22 protein-coding genes are annotated in these 16270 nt (G+C 67.7%); all 22 read left to right on the forward strand.

Annotated features, from left to right (window positions below; translation table 11 throughout):
* Positions 1-3: 3 nt before the first annotated feature.
* The 22 genes from MTF65_RS19085 to glmM all read left to right on the forward strand — a co-directional run bounded on the left by MTF65_RS19085 (position 4) and on the right by glmM (position 16207).
* The gene (locus MTF65_RS19085; protein WP_003956452.1) at positions 4-189 is read left to right on the forward strand and encodes a type Z 30S ribosomal protein S14; all 186 of its coding nucleotides are present in this window, start codon (positions 4-6) and stop codon (positions 187-189) included.
* 223 nt (positions 190-412) lie between these two features.
* A complete protein-coding gene (gene rpsH / locus MTF65_RS19090) occupies positions 413-811 on the forward strand; it encodes a 30S ribosomal protein S8 (RefSeq protein ID WP_007265911.1) in 399 nt (132 codons plus the stop codon).
* Positions 812-832: 21 nt separating this feature from the next.
* Positions 833-1372 (forward strand): 50S ribosomal protein L6, encoded by a 540-nt coding sequence (gene rplF / locus MTF65_RS19095; RefSeq protein WP_243629932.1) that lies wholly within the window; start codon positions 833-835, stop codon positions 1370-1372.
* Positions 1373-1374: 2 nt separating this feature from the next.
* Entirely contained in the window at positions 1375-1758 is a 384-nt protein-coding gene (rplR, locus tag MTF65_RS19100; protein ID WP_030008471.1) for a 50S ribosomal protein L18, read from the forward strand.
* A 45-nt stretch (positions 1759-1803) separates the two neighbouring features.
* A complete protein-coding gene (rpsE, locus tag MTF65_RS19105) occupies positions 1804-2409 on the forward strand; it encodes a 30S ribosomal protein S5 (protein WP_030298218.1) in 606 nt (201 codons plus the stop codon).
* Positions 2409-2591, forward strand: a complete 183-nt coding sequence (gene rpmD / locus MTF65_RS19110; RefSeq protein ID WP_053682614.1) for a 50S ribosomal protein L30 — start codon at positions 2409-2411, stop codon at positions 2589-2591. Before rpsE ends, rpmD begins: the two co-directional genes overlap by 1 nt.
* Before the next feature lies 1 nt (position 2592).
* Complete coding sequence (gene rplO, locus MTF65_RS19115) at positions 2593-3048, forward strand: 50S ribosomal protein L15 (RefSeq protein WP_243629933.1); 456 nt, start codon at positions 2593-2595, stop codon at positions 3046-3048.
* Between the two features lie 185 nt (positions 3049-3233).
* A complete protein-coding gene (secY, locus tag MTF65_RS19120; RefSeq protein ID WP_243629934.1) occupies positions 3234-4547 on the forward strand; it encodes a preprotein translocase subunit SecY in 1314 nt (437 codons plus the stop codon).
* Positions 4547-5194 (forward strand): adenylate kinase, encoded by a 648-nt coding sequence (locus MTF65_RS19125; protein WP_243629935.1) that lies wholly within the window; start codon positions 4547-4549, stop codon positions 5192-5194. The genes secY and MTF65_RS19125 overlap by 1 nt, the downstream gene beginning before the upstream one ends.
* Positions 5195-5324: 130 nt before the next feature.
* Positions 5325-6176, forward strand: a complete 852-nt coding sequence (gene map / locus MTF65_RS19130) for a type I methionyl aminopeptidase (protein ID WP_243629936.1) — start codon at positions 5325-5327, stop codon at positions 6174-6176.
* A 138-nt stretch (positions 6177-6314) separates the two neighbouring features.
* A complete protein-coding gene (gene infA / locus MTF65_RS19135) occupies positions 6315-6536 on the forward strand; it encodes a translation initiation factor IF-1 (protein ID WP_003956442.1) in 222 nt (73 codons plus the stop codon).
* Positions 6537-6609: 73 nt separating this feature from the next.
* The gene (rpmJ, locus tag MTF65_RS19140) at positions 6610-6723 is read left to right on the forward strand and encodes a 50S ribosomal protein L36 (RefSeq protein WP_003956441.1); all 114 of its coding nucleotides are present in this window, start codon (positions 6610-6612) and stop codon (positions 6721-6723) included.
* A gap of 199 nt (positions 6724-6922) precedes the next feature.
* Positions 6923-7303 (forward strand): 30S ribosomal protein S13, encoded by a 381-nt coding sequence (gene rpsM / locus MTF65_RS19145; RefSeq protein WP_007265919.1) that lies wholly within the window; start codon positions 6923-6925, stop codon positions 7301-7303.
* A gap of 54 nt (positions 7304-7357) precedes the next feature.
* The gene (rpsK, locus tag MTF65_RS19150; protein ID WP_003956432.1) at positions 7358-7762 is read left to right on the forward strand and encodes a 30S ribosomal protein S11; all 405 of its coding nucleotides are present in this window, start codon (positions 7358-7360) and stop codon (positions 7760-7762) included.
* 150 nt (positions 7763-7912) lie between these two features.
* The gene (locus MTF65_RS19155; RefSeq protein ID WP_008739666.1) at positions 7913-8935 is read left to right on the forward strand and encodes a DNA-directed RNA polymerase subunit alpha; all 1023 of its coding nucleotides are present in this window, start codon (positions 7913-7915) and stop codon (positions 8933-8935) included.
* A 136-nt stretch (positions 8936-9071) separates the two neighbouring features.
* Positions 9072-9530 (forward strand): 50S ribosomal protein L17, encoded by a 459-nt coding sequence (gene rplQ / locus MTF65_RS19160; protein WP_243629937.1) that lies wholly within the window; start codon positions 9072-9074, stop codon positions 9528-9530.
* Between the two features lie 118 nt (positions 9531-9648).
* Complete coding sequence (gene truA / locus MTF65_RS19165) at positions 9649-10500, forward strand: tRNA pseudouridine(38-40) synthase TruA (RefSeq protein WP_243629938.1); 852 nt, start codon at positions 9649-9651, stop codon at positions 10498-10500.
* A 56-nt stretch (positions 10501-10556) separates the two neighbouring features.
* Positions 10557-12176 (forward strand): ABC-F family ATP-binding cassette domain-containing protein, encoded by a 1620-nt coding sequence (locus tag MTF65_RS19170; protein WP_374207255.1) that lies wholly within the window; start codon positions 10557-10559, stop codon positions 12174-12176.
* A 52-nt stretch (positions 12177-12228) separates the two neighbouring features.
* Entirely contained in the window at positions 12229-13479 is a 1251-nt protein-coding gene (locus tag MTF65_RS19175; RefSeq protein ID WP_243629940.1) for a glycosyltransferase family 87 protein, read from the forward strand.
* 231 nt (positions 13480-13710) lie between these two features.
* Positions 13711-14154: a 50S ribosomal protein L13 gene (rplM, locus tag MTF65_RS19180; RefSeq protein WP_008739660.1), complete on the forward strand. Its 444-nt coding sequence runs from the start codon at positions 13711-13713 to the stop codon at positions 14152-14154.
* Positions 14155-14198: 44 nt separating this feature from the next.
* Complete coding sequence (rpsI, locus tag MTF65_RS19185) at positions 14199-14714, forward strand: 30S ribosomal protein S9 (protein ID WP_243629941.1); 516 nt, start codon at positions 14199-14201, stop codon at positions 14712-14714.
* A 134-nt stretch (positions 14715-14848) separates the two neighbouring features.
* Positions 14849-16207, forward strand: a complete 1359-nt coding sequence (glmM, locus tag MTF65_RS19190; RefSeq protein WP_243629942.1) for a phosphoglucosamine mutase — start codon at positions 14849-14851, stop codon at positions 16205-16207.
* Positions 16208-16270 lie beyond the last annotated feature (63 nt).

Consider the following 16270-nt stretch of genomic DNA (forward strand, 5'->3'; position numbering starts at 1 on the left):
GAGATGGCGAAGAAGGCTCTCATCGCGAAGGCTGCCCGTAAGCCCAAGTTCGGTGTGCGTGCGTACACCCGCTGCCAGCGCTGCGGTCGCCCCCACTCCGTGTACCGCAAGTTCGGCCTGTGCCGCGTGTGCCTTCGTGAGATGGCTCACCGTGGCGAGCTGCCGGGCGTGACCAAGAGCTCCTGGTAATTCCCCCTCGTCCGCAAGGACTTGGGCGGTACCAGGCACTCTCGGTAAGCATCTGGTCGGTGGGTGCCCGGCCGCGCATGCCTTAGGCTTGTGTGGTTGGGCGTCCGCCGCCCATAACGACTTACTACGCCGTAGGTCCCCGCACCGCACCCGTCCCGCCACTGAGTGGGGAGAGGGATGGCGCATACAGGAAACCCCGGCGAGAGAGGCCGAAGGCCACTTCATGACCATGACTGACCCGATCGCAGACATGCTGACCCGTCTGCGTAACGCTAACTCGGCGTACCACGACACCGTGGTGATGCCGCACAGCAAGATCAAGTCGCACATCGCGGAGATCCTCAAGCAAGAGGGTTTCATCACCGGCTGGAAGGTCGAGGACGCCGAGGTCGGCAAGAACCTCGTCCTCGAGCTGAAGTTCGGGCCGAACCGTGAGCGCTCCATCGCGGGCATCAAGCGGATCTCGAAGCCCGGTCTGCGCGTGTACGCAAAGTCCACCAACCTGCCGAAGGTCCTCGGCGGCCTGGGCGTGGCGATCATCTCCACGTCCCACGGTCTCCTGACCGGCCAGCAGGCAGGCAAGAAGGGCGTAGGTGGGGAAGTCCTCGCCTACGTCTGGTAGTCGGGAAAGGAAGGAAAGCTCATGTCGCGAATCGGCAAGCTCCCCATCCAGGTTCCCGCCGGTGTGGACGTCACCATCGACGGCCAGACGGTGGCGGTGAAGGGCCCCAAGGGTTCCCTGTCGCACACCGTCAAGGCGCCGATCGAGATCGTCAAGGGTGAGGACGGCGTTCTGAACGTCACCCGCCCGAACGACGAGCGTCAGAACAAGGCCCTGCACGGCCTGTCCCGCACGCTGGTGGCGAACATGATCACCGGTGTGACCACGGGATACGTCAAGGCTCTCGAGATCAGCGGTGTCGGTTACCGCGTCGCCGCGAAGGGCTCCGACCTGGAGTTCCAGCTTGGTTACAGCCACCCGATCCTGATCGAGGCGCCCGAGGGCATCTCCTTCAAGGTCGAGTCGCCCACCAAGTTCACGGTCGAGGGCATCGACAAGCAGAAGGTCGGCGAGGTCGCCGCCAACATCCGCAAGCTGCGGAAGCCCGACCCGTACAAGGCCAAGGGTGTCAAGTACGCCGGCGAAGTCATCCGCCGCAAGGTCGGAAAGGCTGGTAAGTAGCCATGGCATACGGTGTGAAGATCGCCAAGGGCGACGCGTACAAGCGTGCCGCCAAGGCTCGCCGCCACATCCGCATCCGCAAGAACGTCTCGGGTACGGCGGAGCGTCCGCGCCTCGTCGTGACGCGTTCCAACCGCAACATCGTTGCTCAGGTCATCGACGACCTCCAGGGTCACACCCTGGCGTCGGCGTCGACCCTGGACGCTTCGATCCGCGGTGGCGAAGGCGACAAGAGCTCGCAGGCCCAGGCTGTCGGCGCGCTCGTCGCCGAGCGTGCCAAGGCCGCGGGTGTCGAGACCGTCGTGTTCGACCGCGGTGGCAACCGATACGCCGGGCGCATTGCCGCTCTGGCTGACGCCGCCCGCGAAGCCGGGCTGAAGTTCTAAGCCCCGGTTCCGGGACTCACGGACGTAACAGAGAGAGGTAATCCAATGGCTGGACCCCAGCGCCGCGGAAGCGGTGCCGGTGGCGGCGAGCGGCGGGACCGGAAGGGTCGCGACGGTGGCCCTGCCGCCGAGAAGACCGCTTACGTTGAGCGCGTTGTCGCGATCAACCGCGTCGCCAAGGTTGTCAAGGGTGGTCGCCGCTTCAGCTTCACCGCGCTGGTCGTGGTGGGCGACGGTGACGGCACCGTAGGTGTCGGTTACGGCAAGGCCAAGGAAGTTCCCGCGGCCATCGCCAAGGGTGTTGAGGAAGCCAAGAAGAACTTCTTCAAGGTTCCGCGCATCCAGGGCACCATCCCTCACCCGATCACGGGCGAGCGCGCCGCGGGCGTCGTGCTGCTGAAGCCGGCTTCCCCGGGTACCGGTGTTATCGCCGGTGGTCCGGTGCGCGCCGTTCTGGAGTGCGCCGGCGTTCACGACATCCTGTCGAAGTCGCTCGGCTCGTCCAACGCGATCAACATCGTGCACGCGACCGTGGCGGCCCTCAAGGGCCTGCAGCGTCCCGAGGAGATCGCGGCTCGCCGTGGTCTGCCCCTCGAGGACGTCGCCCCCGCGGCCCTGCTCCGTGCGCGTGCTGGGGCGGGTGCTGCGTAATGGCTCGCCTCAAGATCACGCAGACGAAGTCGTACATCGGTAGCAAGCAGAACCACCGCGACACTCTGCGTTCGCTCGGGCTCAAGCGCCTGAACGACGTGGTCGTCAAGGAGGACCGCCCCGAGTTCCGCGGAATGGTGCAGACCGTCCGCCACCTCGTGACGGTTGAGGAGGTTGACTAACATGGCTGAGAACAGCCCGCTGAAGGCCCACAACCTCCGTCCCGCCCCCGGTGCCAAGACCGCGAAGACCCGTGTCGGTCGTGGTGAGGCGTCGAAGGGTAAGACGGCCGGTCGTGGTACGAAGGGCCAGAAGGCCCGTTACCAGATCCCGGTGCGCTTCGAGGGTGGGCAGATGCCCCTCCACATGCGCCTGCCGAAGCTCAAGGGCTTCAAGAACCCCTTCCGCACCGAGTTCCAGGTTGTCAACCTGGACAAGCTCGGCGCTCTCTACCCCGAGGGTGGAGAGGTCACGGTGGCCGACCTGGTCGCCAAGGGCGCGGTGCGCAAGAACAGCCTCGTCAAGGTCCTGGGCCAGGGCGAGATCTCCGTGGCGCTGACGGTTTCGGTTGACGCCGTCTCCGCCTCCGCCAAGGAGAAGATTGCCGCTGCCGGCGGCACCGTCACCGAGCTCGTCTAAGACGAACTCAGTGATTAATAGCTGAAACCCGACCGGGGATGCCTCACATATGGGGCATCCCCGGTTGGTCGTTCCACGGGGGGCGCAGTCGCCGGTAAGGTGGCCTGCACCTTTGCATGTACGTATTCGTCGATCCCTCAGACCGTCACCTCTGACGCAGTAGCGCGGGGGTCGCAGGAGGCACCGTGCTCACCGCGTTCGCCCGGGCGTTCAAGACGCCCGACCTGCGCAAGAAGCTGCTCTTCACGCTCGGCATCATCGTGCTGTTCCGGCTCGGGTCCCACATCCCGGTACCCGGCGTGAGCTACAAGAACGTTCAGATCTGTGTCGACCAGCCGGGTAACAGCAATGGACTGTTCGGTCTGGTCAACATGTTCAGCGGCGGTGCGCTGCTGCAGATCACGATCTTCGCGCTCGGCATCATGCCGTACATCACGGCGAGCATCATCCTGCAGCTGCTGACCGTGGTCATCCCGAAGCTGGAGAACCTCAAAAAAGAGGGACAGTCCGGCACGGCGAAGATCACTCAGTACACGCGCTATCTGACGGTCGCGCTCGCGATCCTGCAGGGCACCGGCCTCGTCGCCACCGCCCGCAGCGGCGCCCTCTTCCAGGGCTGCCAGGTCGCCAGCCAGATCGTCCCGGACCGGTCGATCTTCACCACTGTCGTCATGGTCATCACGATGACCGCCGGTACCTGCGTCGTCATGTGGCTCGGTGAGCTCGTGACCGACCGCGGCATCGGCAACGGCATGTCGATCCTTATGTTCATCTCCATCGCCGCCGGCTTCATCGGCGCCCTCTGGCAGATCAAGGTGCAGGGCAAGATCGCCGACGGCTGGGTCGAGTTCGGGGTGGTCATCCTCGTCGGCCTCGCGATGGTCGCCCTGGTGGTCTTCGTCGAGCAGGCGCAGCGCCGGATCCCGGTCCAGTACGCGAAGCGCATGATCGGCCGCCGTGCCTACGGCGGTACCTCGACCTACATTCCGCTCAAGGTCAACCAGGCGGGTGTGATCCCGGTCATCTTCGCCTCGTCGCTGCTGTACATCCCCGCACTGATCGTTCAGTTCAGCGGCTCGACGGCGGGCTGGGCGACCTGGATCAACAAGCACTTCGTCAAGGGCGACCACCCGTACTACATCGCCACCTACTTCCTCCTGATCGTCTTCTTCGCGTTCTTCTACGTGGCGATTTCGTTCAACCCCGAGGAAGTTGCAGACAACATGAAGAAGTATGGTGGGTTCATCCCGGGCATCCGCGCCGGCCGACCTACCGCCGAGTACTTGAGTTACGTGCTCAACCGGATCACCTGGCCGGGGTCGCTGTACCTGGGTCTCATCGCTCTTGTGCCGACAATGGCGTTGGCAGGCTTCGGCGCGAACCAGAACTTCCCGTTCGGCGGGACGAGCATCCTCATCATCGTGGGTGTGGGTCTGGAGACCGTGAAGCAGATCGAGAGCCAGCTCCAGCAGCGCAATTACGAAGGGTTCCTCCGCTGATGCGAATCGTCCTCGTCGGACCTCCCGGTGCGGGAAAGGGAACGCAGGCCGCGTTCCTTGCCAAGAACCTGTCGATCCCGCACATCTCCACGGGCGATCTCTTCCGCGCCAACATCAGCAAGAACACCGAGCTGGGTCAGCGCGCGAAGGCGTTCATGGACGCCGGTGACCTCGTCCCGGACGAGATCACCATCGGTATGGCCAAGGACCGCATGGAGCAGCCCGACGCCGTGAACGGCTTCCTGCTCGACGGCTTCCCGCGGAACGTCTCGCAGGCCGAGGCGCTCGACGCGATGCTCGACGCGGAGAGCATGAAGCTCGACGCCGTCCTCGACCTGGAGGTCGAGGAGGACGAGGTCGTCAAGCGGATCGCCGGTCGCCGGATCTGCCGTAACGACTCCGCGCACGTCTTCCACGTCGTGTACGCCGCGCCGAAGACCGAGGGCGTCTGCGACGTCTGCGGCGGCGAGCTGTACCAGCGCGGCGACGACTCGGAGGACACGGTCCGCAACCGGCTGGAGGTCTACCACACGCAGACCGAGCCGATCATCGACTACTACAAGGCCCAGGGCCTGCTGGTGACCATCCCGGCCCTCGGTGAGGTCGCGGACGTCACGCAGCGCGCGATGGACGCCCTCAACAAGTAGCTCCCGCTGTGCGTACCGGCCGCGGTGTCCCCAGGGCACCGCGGCCGTACTGTTGGATCGATCCGAAACAGCGCAGGCAAAACGCAAACAAACGCCGACAAACGCAGACCCGAAGGTGGAAGGCATTTCCATGGTCCAGATCAAGACCCCCGAGCAGATCGCGAAGATGCGCGAGGCGGGGCTGGTCGTCGCCGCGATCCACGCGGCGACCCGTGAGGCGGCCGTTCCGGGCGCCACGACGCGGGATCTGGACATGGTGGCCCGCAAGGTCATCGCCGACGCCGGTGCGAAGTCGAACTTCCTCGGGTACGGCGGCTTCCCCGCGACCATCTGCACCTCGGTGAACGAGGTCGTCGTCCACGGCATCCCGGACGACAAGACGGTCCTCAAGGACGGCGACATCATCTCGATCGACGCCGGCGCGATCGTGGACGGCTGGCACGGCGACGCGGCGTACACGGCCTTCGTGGGCACCGGGCACGCCCCGGAGCTCGTCGAGCTGTCCCGGGTGACCGAGGAGTCCATGTGGGCCGGTATCGCCGCCATGAAGCTCGGCAACCGCCTCGTGGACATCTCCAAGGCGATCGAGAGCTACATCAAGCGCCAGCCGCGCCCGTCCACCGGTGAGCACAGCCTCGGCAAGTTCGGGATCATCGAGGACTACGGCGGCCACGGCATCGGGTCCGAGATGCACATGGACCCCCACTTGCTGAACTACGTCTCGCGCAAGCGGGGCAAGGGGATCAAGCTGGTCCCGGGCGTCTGCCTGGCGATCGAGCCGATGGTCTCCCTGGGCACCGCCCAGACGGAGGTCCTGGCGGACGACTGGACGGTCATCACCACGGACGGCACCTGGTCCTCGCACTGGGAGCACTCCATCGCGCTGACCGAGGCCGGCCCCATCGTCCTGACCAGCCCGGACTGCGGCAAGGCGAAGCTGGCGGAGTATGGAGTCACCACGGCTCCGGACCCGCTGGCGTAATGATCTACACTCTGGGGCAAACTTTCCGGATTCGTCTTTCTGGGAGCCCTGACGTAGACTGACTCGTCGGCTCTCGTGCACTCCCATGCCTGCATGGCGCACGAAGCCGATCAAGGTAGCCGATTCGAAAGGCGAAGCGTGGCCAAGAAGCAAGGTGCCATCGAAATCGAGGGCACCGTGATCGAGTCCCTCCCGAACGCGATGTTCAAGGTGGAACTCCAGAACGGTCACAAGGTCCTCGCGCACATCAGCGGCAAGATGCGCATGCACTACATCCGCATCCTCCCGGATGACCGGGTCGTCGTGGAGCTGTCTCCGTACGACCTGACGCGTGGCCGGATCGTCTACCGATACAAGTAGATCTTGTCCTCACTCCTGCCTGGGCATCCGTCCCGGTGCGGGTGGTGGCACTGACCCGGAGAACCTCACCAACATGAAGGTCAAGCCGAGCGTCAAGAAGATCTGCGACAAGTGCAAGGTGATCCGCCGTCACGGTCGGGTCATGGTCATCTGCGACAACCTGCGCCACAAGCAGCGCCAGGGCTGACGCACGCCGACCGACCTGCCTTCCGCAGTTCTTCGCGCGACGTAAAGAAAACGTACATACGCAGAACCCGCCCAGCCCTGAAGAGGGCCGGCGGCACCTCCGGCGGGGGCCGGGGACCCGGACGTACCACCATCCATCAAGGGCGGTCGGCGGTCGGGAGTGGTTCTGCGGAAGACCCCCGAACACACAGGAGCCATTTGTGGCACGCGTTTCCGGTGTTGACATCCCGCGCGAAAAGCGCGTGGAGATCGCACTCACCTACGTCTTCGGTATCGGGCGCACCCGGTCCAAGGAGATCCTCGCCTCCACCGGCGTGAACCCGAACACCCGCGTTCGTGACCTGGCCGAAGAGGACCTGGTCAAGATCCGCGAGTACGTGGACGCCAACCTCCGCACCGAGGGTGACCTCCGCCGCGAGATCCAGGGCGACATCCGCCGGAAGATCGAGATCCAGTGCTACCAGGGCATCCGCCACCGTCGTGGCCTGCCGGTGCACGGTCAGCGCACCAGCACGAACGCGCGTACCCGCAAGGGCCCGCGTCGCGCGATCGCCGGTAAGAAGAAGCCGGGCAAGAAGTAGTCCTGTTCAGCGGTCTTGCGCTGTAGGACCGACCACCTCCCGTAGGAGATTTAGATGCCCCCCAAGGGTCGTCAGGGCGCTGCCAAGAAGGTGCGCCGCAAGGAAAAGAAGAACGTCGCTCACGGGCACGCCCACATCAAGAGCACGTTCAACAACACCATCGTTTCGATCACGGACCCCTCGGGCAACGTGATCTCCTGGGCCTCCGCCGGCCACGTCGGCTTCAAGGGCTCGCGCAAGTCCACCCCCTTCGCCGCGCAGATGGCCGCCGAGTCGGCCGCCCGCCGCGCGCAGGAGCACGGCATGCGCAAGGTTGACGTCTTCGTCAAGGGTCCGGGCTCCGGCCGCGAGACCGCGATCCGCTCCCTCCAGGCCACCGGCCTTGAGGTCGGCTCGATCCAGGACGTCACCCCCACCCCGCACAACGGCTGCCGCCCGCCGAAGCGCCGCCGCGTCTGACGTGGTGGACGCACCTGTGCGTTCTTGAGTGTCCGGGCGGTACGACCCCTTCGGGGGCCGTGCCGCCCGTACCCTTGCAGTAGCCGTACTCCGGTACGGCGTCCCGTCGGGCGTCAAATAGTGGGCGTCCACGAATGAAGGAACACAGACATGCTTATCGCTCAGCGCCCTTCGCTGACCGAAGAGGTCGTCGACGAGTACCGCTCGCGGTTCGTGATCGAGCCGCTGGAGCCGGGCTTCGGCTACACCCTCGGTAACTCCCTGCGCCGTACGCTCCTGTCCTCGATCCCGGGTGCTGCCGTAACCAGCATCCGCGTGGACGGCGTCCTGCACGAGTTCACCACCGTGCCGGGTGTCAAGGAAGACGTCACCGACATCATCCTCAACATCAAGCAGCTGGTCGTCTCCTCGGAGCACGACGAGCCGGTCGTGATGTACCTGCGCAAGCAGGGTCCCGGCCTGGTCACCGCTGCCGACATCGCGCCCCCGGCCGGTGTCGAGGTGCACAACCCGGACCTGGTCCTCGCCACGCTCAACGGCAAGGGCAAGCTGGAGATGGAGCTGACCGTCGAGCGCGGTCGCGGCTACGTCTCCGCCGTCCAGAACAAGCAGCTGGGCCAGGAGATCGGCCGTATCCCGATCGACTCCATCTACAGCCCGGTCCTCAAGGTCACCTACAAGGTCGAGGCGACCCGAGTCGAGCAGCGCACCGACTTCGACAAGCTGATCGTCGACGTCGAGACCAAGCAGGCCATGCGCCCGCGTGACGCCATGGCGTCCGCCGGTAAGACCCTGGTCGAGCTGTTCGGTCTGGCGCGCGAGCTCAACATCGACGCCGAGGGCATCGACATGGGCCCGTCCCCCACGGACGCCGCCCTGGCCGCCGACCTGGCGCTGCCGATCGAGGAGCTCGAGCTCACGGTCCGCTCGTACAACTGCCTCAAGCGCGAGGGCATCCACTCCGTGGGTGAGCTCGTCGCCCGCTCCGAGGCCGACCTGCTCGACATCCGCAACTTCGGTGCGAAGTCGATCGACGAGGTCAAGGCGAAGCTGGCCGGCATGGGCCTGGCCCTCAAGGACAGCCCGCCCGGATTCGACCCGACCGCCGCGGCTGACGCCTTCGGCGCCGATGACGATGCCGACGCTGGCTTCGTCGAGACCGAGCAGTACTGATTCTTCCCGTCGCCGGCGGCTGAGGTCTTTGGCCTCAATCGCCGGCCGGGCTTGATTTGATCTTTCCCGCGGCATCCGCCCCGGGGGAACTGACACCGGTACCTGACACGGCCGGTGCAGATATGAAGGAGTAACAATGCCGCGTCCCGCAAAGGGTGCCCGCCTGGGCGGCTCCGCCGCGCACGAGAAGCACCTCCTCGCGAACCTCGCGAAGGCGCTCTTCGAGCACGGCCGCATCACCACCACCGAGGCCAAGGCCCGTCGCCTGCGTCCCTACGCCGAGCGTCTGGTCACCAAGGCCAAGAAGGGCGACATCCACAACCGTCGCCTGGTGCTGCAGACGATCACGGACAAGAGCATCGTGCACACGCTGTTCACCGAGATCGCCCCGCGCTACGAGAACCGCCCCGGTGGTTACACGCGCATCACCAAGATCGGCAACCGTCGTGGCGACAACGCCCCGATGGCCGTGATCGAGCTGGTCGAGGCCCTGACGGTCGCCCAGCAGGCCACTGGTGAGGCCGAGGCCGCCACCAAGCGCGCGGTCAAGGAGGCGGAGGCTGTCGAGGCTCCCGCCGCCGAGCCCGCCGAGTAATCGGCTGAAAGATCGGGTCAAGGAGGCCTGATCCCGCTTCGGGATCACGCTGAACGGCTCTGAACGGGCCCGCCCCTCACGGGGCGGGCCCGTTTGCCATTCTGAGAGGATCGGTCACGTGAGTGACGAGGTGGAGCCCGGGCACGTCCGGGTGCGGCTGGACCTGAGTTACGACGGCAAGGACTTCTCCGGCTGGGCGAAGCAGCGCACGCTACGGACCGTGCAGGGCGAGCTGGAGTCGGCCCTGCAGACCGTGATGCGGCTGTCGGAGCCGGTCAGCCTGACCGTCGCCGGGCGCACCGACGCCGGCGTGCACGCCCGCGGGCAGGTGGCACAGCTCGACCTGGCGGAGGAGGTGTGGGCCGAGCACCGGGACAAGCTGCTGCGCCGCCTCGCGGGGCGGCTGCCGCACGACGTACGGGTGTGGAAGGCCGCCGAGGCCCCCCCGGGCTTCAACGCGCGGTTCTCGGCCATCTGGCGTCGCTACGCCTACCGCGTCGGCGACCACCGGGCCGGGGTGGACCCGCTGCGCCGCGGCCACGTCCTTTGGCACCAGTGGCCCCTCGACGTGGACGCCATGAACGAGGCCTCGGCCCCGCTGCTCGGCGAGCACGACTTCGCCGCGTACTGCAAGCCGCGGGAGGGCGCGACGACGATCCGTACGCTCCAGCAGCTCAGCTGGGAGCGCGCCGAGGACGGGGTCATCACCGCGACCGTCCGCGCCGACGCCTTCTGCCACAACATGGTCCGCTCGCTGGTGGGCGCCCTGCTGCACGTCGGGGACGGGCACCGGCCCACCGACTGGCCCGGGAAGGTGCTGGCCGCAGGCGTACGGGACTCCTCCGTGCACGTGGTCAAGCCGCACGGGCTGACGCTGGAGGAGGTCGGCTACCCGGCCGACGAGCTGCTGGCCGCCCGCAGCAAGCAGGCGCGGAACATGCGGACACTCCCGGGCGCCGGCTGCTGCTGATCGCCTCGCGCTTATCCATTTGGGCGGATCGCCGCCGGGCCTGGACAATGCCCCGCATGGGACATCTCGAAGCCAGCCACCTGGAGTACTACCTTCCCGACGGGCGGGTTCTGCTCCCCGACGTCTCCTTCCGCGTGGGGGAGGGGTCGGTCGTCGCCCTCGTCGGGGCGAACGGGGCCGGCAAGACCACCCTGCTGAAGCTGATCTCCGGTGACCTCCAGCCGCACGGCGGCGGGGTCACGCTGAGCGGCGGGCTCGGGGTGATGTCGCAGTTCGTGGGCTCGGTGCGGGACGAGACGACCGTGCGCGACCTGCTGGTCTCGGTGGCCCAGCCGCGGATCCGGGAGGCCGCCGAGGCCGTGGACCGCGCCGAGCACCTGATCCTGACGGTGGACGACGAGGCCGCGCAGATGGCGTACGCGCAGGCGCTCAGCGACTGGGCCGACGTGCGGGGCTACGAGGCCGAGACGCTGTGGGACGTCTGCACGATGGCCGCGCTGGCGATCCCGTACGACGCGGCGCAGTTCCGCGAGGTGCGCACGCTGTCGGGCGGTGAGCAGAAGCGCCTGGTGCTGGAGGCGCTGCTGCGCGGGCCGGACGAGGTGCTGCTGCTCGACGAGCCGGACAACTACCTGGACGTTCCGGGCAAGCGGTGGCTGGAGGAGCAGCTGAAGGCCACCCGCAAGACGGTGCTGTTCGTCAGCCACGACCGGGAGCTGCTGTCCCGCGCCGCCGAGAAGATCATCAGCCTGGAGCCGAGCCCGATGGGCACGGACGTGTGGGTGCACGGCGCGGGCTTCGACACGTACCACGAGGCCCGCAAGGAGCGCTTCGCGCGCTTCGAGGAGCTCAAGCGCCGCTGGGACGAGGAGCACGCCCGTCTGAAGGCGCTGGTGCTGCGGCTGCGGAACCAGGCGGCGAGCAGCCCCGACATGGCCTCGCGCTACCGGGCGATGCAGACCCGCTTCCAGAAGTTCGAGGAGGCCGGGCCGCCGCCGGAGCCGCCGCGCGAGCAGGACATCCGGATGCGGCTCAAGGGCGGCCGTACGGGCGTCCGCGCGCTGACCGTCGAGAACCTTGAGCTGAGCGGCCTGATGAAGCCGTTCTCGCTGGAGGTGTTCTACGGCGAGCGCGTCGCGGTGCTCGGCTCGAACGGCTCCGGGAAGTCCCACTTCCTGCGGCTGCTGGCCGGCGAGGACGTCGAGCACACGGGCACGTGGAAGCTGGGCGCCCGCGTGCTGCCCGGGCATTTCGCGCAGACCCACGCCCACCCGGAGCTGTTCGGCCGCACGCTGGTCGACATCCTGTGGACGGAGGCCGCCAAGCCGCTGGGCGCTGCGATGGGCGTGCTGCGCCGCTACGAGCTGGAGCGCCAGGGCGACCAGCTGTTCGACCGGCTCTCGGGCGGCCAGCAGGCGCGCTTCCAGATCCTGCTGCTGGAGCTGGCGGGGACCACGGCGCTGCTGCTGGACGAGCCGACGGACAACCTGGACCTGGAGTCGGCGGAGGCCTTGCAGGACGGGTTGGAGTCGTACGAGGGCACTGTGTTGTGTGTCACGCACGATCGCTGGTTCGCGCGCACATTTGACCGTTACCTGGTCTTCGGTTCGGACGGTGTCGTGCGGGAGACTCAGGAGCCCGTCTGGGACGAACGCAGAGTCGAACGCAAGCGGTAAGCGGCAGGAGCGAGGGGGAGGCGTGGTGGGCCTGCGGCCTAGCATCTGGCTCATGAAGTGGGACCACACCTCCGGCAACCGGCTCGTCGAACGGCTGCTGCGGCCCGCGTCCCGGCCCTGGCAGCTCGTCTCTCTCGCGGTGGTCCTGGGGATCTGCGTCTCGACGAGCCTGCGGGAGAACTGGGGCTCGGACAACGCCTTCGTGGTCAAGGCCGCGCAGACGCTGCTGGCGGGCGGCTCCCCGTACGAGGACAAGCGCTTCCTGTACCTGCCGAGCGCGGTGCTCATGGCGGTTCCGGAGGCGCTGCTGCCGCAGACGGCCCTGAGGTGGCTGCTGCCGGTCGGGATGTCCGGGCTGCTGGGCGCCGGCTGGCTGGCCGCGCTGCGGCTGTTCTCGGTGCCGCTGCGCTCGCGCCTGGCGGTCGGCGGCTTCGCGGTCCTGGCCCTGGCCTACAAGCCGTACGTGAACCTCGTGCTGATCGGGAACTGGACGGCCATCTCGGCGGCCGCGCTGCCGGTGGCGCTGCTCCTCGCGCACCGCAGGGCGTGGGGGGCGGCCGGCCTGGTGGTCGGGCTGGCGATCGCCTGCAAGCCGATGCTGGTGCCGATCGGGCTGCTGTTCCTGCTGGCCCGGCAGTGGCGGGGGCTGGCCGCGGCCGTGCTGGTGCCGCTGGGACTGTCGCTGGCCGGCGCGCTGATCATGCCGAGCCCTTCGCTGTTCTTCACCAAGACGCTGCCGTTCCTGCTGAACGGGCAGGACGCCTACGCGCTGCCCTGGGACGCCTCGCCGATCGCGGTGCTGCCACGGCTGGGGGTGCCGGAGCCGCTGGCCGCGCTGGTCGCCTTCGTGGGGGCCGGGGTCGGGCTGTGGGGCGCCTGGCAGCGCTGGCGGCGCCCCGACGAGTCCGACGAGGGGCAGCTGCGGCTGGCGGAGACGGCCTGCATGGTGATGCTCGCCGCATTCCTGGTCTCCCGGCCGTCCTTCGACCACTACCTGCTGGTGGTGCTGCCGCTGCTGCTGGCCTCGGTGGTGCGGGCGGGCTCGATGCCGCGCTCGCCCTGGTTCTGGCTGGCGCTGACGCCCCAGGTGGCCCTGATCCCGTGGCCCTCGGAGCTGGCCCACAAGCGGCGCGCCTTCAAGGACTGCGCCACCCTGTGCGGGCTCGCCATCCTGCTGGCGCGTCGTGCGCTGCGCTCCGGTCGGGTTACTCTGGGACCCGTAACAACTGCGGGGTCCCCACCCAGGACCGAACCGGAGTGCGCCGCGACGCCAGCAGAATCGGCATCGCGGACCGCGTTTTGACCCGTAAGGGTCTGCTTGGGTACCCTGCTGGTTTGTTATGCGTATTGGCTTTCTCATTCTCACGTGAAAGGGCCTTACGCCGGTCCACCGGACCGATGACCAGCGGTTCACACGGGTTGCGTCCCCGATGTGGACGAGGGCTGTCGTGATCGTCCGTGGTGACCCTGTCAGGACCTTCCCGCTGGGCTTGCGCCCTTGGGATACCACCACTGAAGAAGCGAAGGCATACGCGTGCGTACGTTCAGCCCCAAGCCCGGCGACATCTCGCGCCAGTGGCTCGTCATCGACGCCCAGGACGTTGTCCTCGGCCGTCTGGCGACCCAGGCCGCTGCCCTCCTGCGGGGTAAGCACAAGCCGACTTACGCCCCCCACATGGACATGGGCGACTTCGTCATCATCGTCAACGCCGACAAGGTTCACCTGTCCGGCAACAAGGCGTCCCAGAAGATGGCGTACCGCCACTCGGGCTACCCGGGCGGTCTGCGTTCGGTGCGCTACGACGACCTCCTGGCGAACAACCCGGAGAAGGCCGTCGAGAAGGCCATCAAGGGCATGCTCCCCAAGAACACCCTGGGCCGTCAGATGCTCTCGAAGCTGAAGGTCTACTCGGGCGACCAGCACCCCCACGCTGCCCAGCAGCCGGTGCCGTTCGAGATCACCCAGGTCGCGCAGTAGTTCCGGCCACACCCCCTAAGACGTAGAAAATTCTGAGGAGCATCGTGGCCGAGACCACCGCCGAGACCCCCGTCGAAGAGTTCGAGGGCGTCGAGGAGTACACCACCGAGTCCGAGGTTGTCGTCGAGGGCGACTACACCTCCGAGTCCCTTGCCGGCCGTTTCGGCGAGCCCCAGCCGGCCGCCGGCCTGGGCCGTCGCAAGAACGCCATCGCCCGCGTCCGGATCGTTCCGGGCACCGGCAAGTGGAAGATCAACGGTCGCACCCTTGAGGACTACTTCCCCAACAAGGTGCACCAGCAGGAAGTCAACGAGCCGTTCAAGCTGCTCGAACTCGACGGCCGCTACGACGTCATCGCCCGCATCGCGGGTGGCGGCGTCTCCGGCCAGGCCGGCGCCCTGCGCCTCGGTGTGGCCCGCGCGCTGAACGAGGCGGACGTGGACAACAACCGCCCGGCGCTGAAGAAGGCCGGCTTCCTCTCCCGCGACGACCGTGCGGTCGAGCGCAAGAAGGCCGGTCTCAAGAAGGCCCGTAAGGCTCCGCAGTACAGCAAGCGTTAATCTGCGCCTGCTGTTCTGCAACGAAACCGCCCCGGCAGCACGCTCCGTGCTGCCGGGGCGGTTCGTTTACCGCCACAAGCGGCACATACCTTTCACAGCGGTCACAGACAATGAGTGAACTCGGGAGGACAACAGTGGGACGACTCTTCGGGACGGACGGTGTACGAGGCGTTGCCAACGCGGATCTGACGGCTGAGCTCGCGCTCGGCCTCTCCGTGGCGGCGGCGCACGTACTGGCCGAAGCGGGCACCTTCGCGGGCCACCGGGCGACGGCCGTGGTCGGCCGTGACCCGCGGGCCTCCGGCGAGTTCCTTGAGGCCGCGGTCGTCGCGGGCCTCGCGAGCGCGGGCGTGGACGTCCTGCGCGTCGGTGTGCTGCCCACCCCGGCGGTGGCGTATCTCACCGGTGCGCTGGGCGCCGACCTCGGCGTGATGCTGTCGGCCAGCCACAACGCGATGCCCGACAACGGCATCAAGTTCTTCGCGCGCGGCGGCCACAAGCTCGCCGACGAGCTGGAGAACCGCATCGAGTCCGTCTACGAGGAGCACCGCACCGGCGCTCCCTGGGTCCGGCCCACCGGCTCCGGCGTCGGCCGGGTGTCCGACTACACCGAGGGCTTCGAGAAGTACGTCGCCCACCTCATCGGGGTCCTCCCCAACCGCCTCGACGGCCTGAAGGTCGTCCTGGACGAGGCGCACGGCGCGGCCGCGTACGTCTCGCCCGAGGCCTTCGCCCGGGCCGGCGCGGAGATCGTCACCATCGGCGCCGAGCCGGACGGCCTGAACATCAACGACGGCTGCGGCTCCACCCACCTCGGCCTGCTCAAGGCGGCCGTGGTCGAGCACGGCGCCGACTTCGGCATCGCGCACGACGGCGACGCCGACCGCTGCCTCGCGGTGGACGGCACCGGCGCGGAGATCGACGGCGACCAGATCCTCGCGGTGCTGGCCCTGGCCATGCGCGAGGCGGGGCAGCTACGCGGGAACACCGTGGTCGGCACCGTCATGTCCAACCTGGGCTTCAAGCTGGCCATGGAGGGCGAGGGCATCCAGGTCGTGCAGACCGGGGTCGGCGACCGGTACGTCCTGGAGTCGATGAAGGAGCACGGCTACGCGCTGGGCGGCGAGCAGTCCGGCCACGTGATCATCCTCGACCACGCGACCACCGGTGACGGCACCCTGACCGGCCTGCTGCTGGCGGCCCGCGTCGCGGCCACCGGCCGGTCCCTGGCCGACCTGGCCGGGGTCATGCAGCGGCTGCCGCAGGTCCTGGTCAACGTCCCGGACGTGGACAAGTCCCGTGTCACGACCTCGGCCGAGCTGGCCGTGGCCGTCACCGAAGCCGAGCACGAGCTGGGCACCACCGGCCGGGTGCTGCTGCGTCCGTCCGGTACGGAGCCGCTCGTACGGGTGATGGTCGAGGCCGCCGACATCGAGCACGCCCGCGCGGTGGCCGGGCGGCTCGCGGACGTCGTGAAGTCGGCGCTGGGCTGACCTGGCCCTGACGTCGGTGTGGTGCGGAGGAGGCCGGGGGCTCAGCCCCCGGCCTCAGCTGTT

Origin of the sequence: Streptomyces sp. APSN-46.1 (genome assembly GCF_022815725.1) — a bacterium.
Classification (GTDB): Bacteria; Actinomycetota; Actinomycetes; order Streptomycetales; family Streptomycetaceae; genus Streptomyces.

What these genes read in the sequence shown, in the direction of transcription:
- rpsH (WP_007265911.1), top strand. Translation starts at nt 413, where the DNA reads ATGACCATGACTGACCCGATCGCAGACATGCTGACCCGTCTGCGTAAC.
- rpmJ (WP_003956441.1), top strand. Translation starts at nt 6,610, where the DNA reads ATGAAGGTCAAGCCGAGCGTCAAGAAGATCTGCGACAAGTGCAAGGTG.
- MTF65_RS19170 (WP_374207255.1), top strand. Translation starts at nt 10,557, where the DNA reads ATGGGACATCTCGAAGCCAGCCACCTGGAGTACTACCTTCCCGACGGG.
- MTF65_RS19085 (WP_003956452.1), top strand. Translation starts at nt 4, where the DNA reads ATGGCGAAGAAGGCTCTCATCGCGAAGGCTGCCCGTAAGCCCAAGTTC.
- MTF65_RS19155 (WP_008739666.1), top strand. Translation starts at nt 7,913, where the DNA reads ATGCTTATCGCTCAGCGCCCTTCGCTGACCGAAGAGGTCGTCGACGAG.
- rplR (WP_030008471.1), top strand. Translation starts at nt 1,375, where the DNA reads ATGGCATACGGTGTGAAGATCGCCAAGGGCGACGCGTACAAGCGTGCC.
- rpsE (WP_030298218.1), top strand. Translation starts at nt 1,804, where the DNA reads ATGGCTGGACCCCAGCGCCGCGGAAGCGGTGCCGGTGGCGGCGAGCGG.
- MTF65_RS19175 (WP_243629940.1), top strand. Translation starts at nt 12,229, where the DNA reads ATGAAGTGGGACCACACCTCCGGCAACCGGCTCGTCGAACGGCTGCTG.
- rpsK (WP_003956432.1), top strand. Translation starts at nt 7,358, where the DNA reads ATGCCCCCCAAGGGTCGTCAGGGCGCTGCCAAGAAGGTGCGCCGCAAG.
- rplQ (WP_243629937.1), top strand. Translation starts at nt 9,072, where the DNA reads ATGCCGCGTCCCGCAAAGGGTGCCCGCCTGGGCGGCTCCGCCGCGCAC.
- rplF (WP_243629932.1), top strand. Translation starts at nt 833, where the DNA reads ATGTCGCGAATCGGCAAGCTCCCCATCCAGGTTCCCGCCGGTGTGGAC.
- rpmD (WP_053682614.1), top strand. Translation starts at nt 2,409, where the DNA reads ATGGCTCGCCTCAAGATCACGCAGACGAAGTCGTACATCGGTAGCAAG.
- rplO (WP_243629933.1), top strand. Translation starts at nt 2,593, where the DNA reads ATGGCTGAGAACAGCCCGCTGAAGGCCCACAACCTCCGTCCCGCCCCC.
- MTF65_RS19125 (WP_243629935.1), top strand. Translation starts at nt 4,547, where the DNA reads ATGCGAATCGTCCTCGTCGGACCTCCCGGTGCGGGAAAGGGAACGCAG.
- map (WP_243629936.1), top strand. Translation starts at nt 5,325, where the DNA reads ATGGTCCAGATCAAGACCCCCGAGCAGATCGCGAAGATGCGCGAGGCG.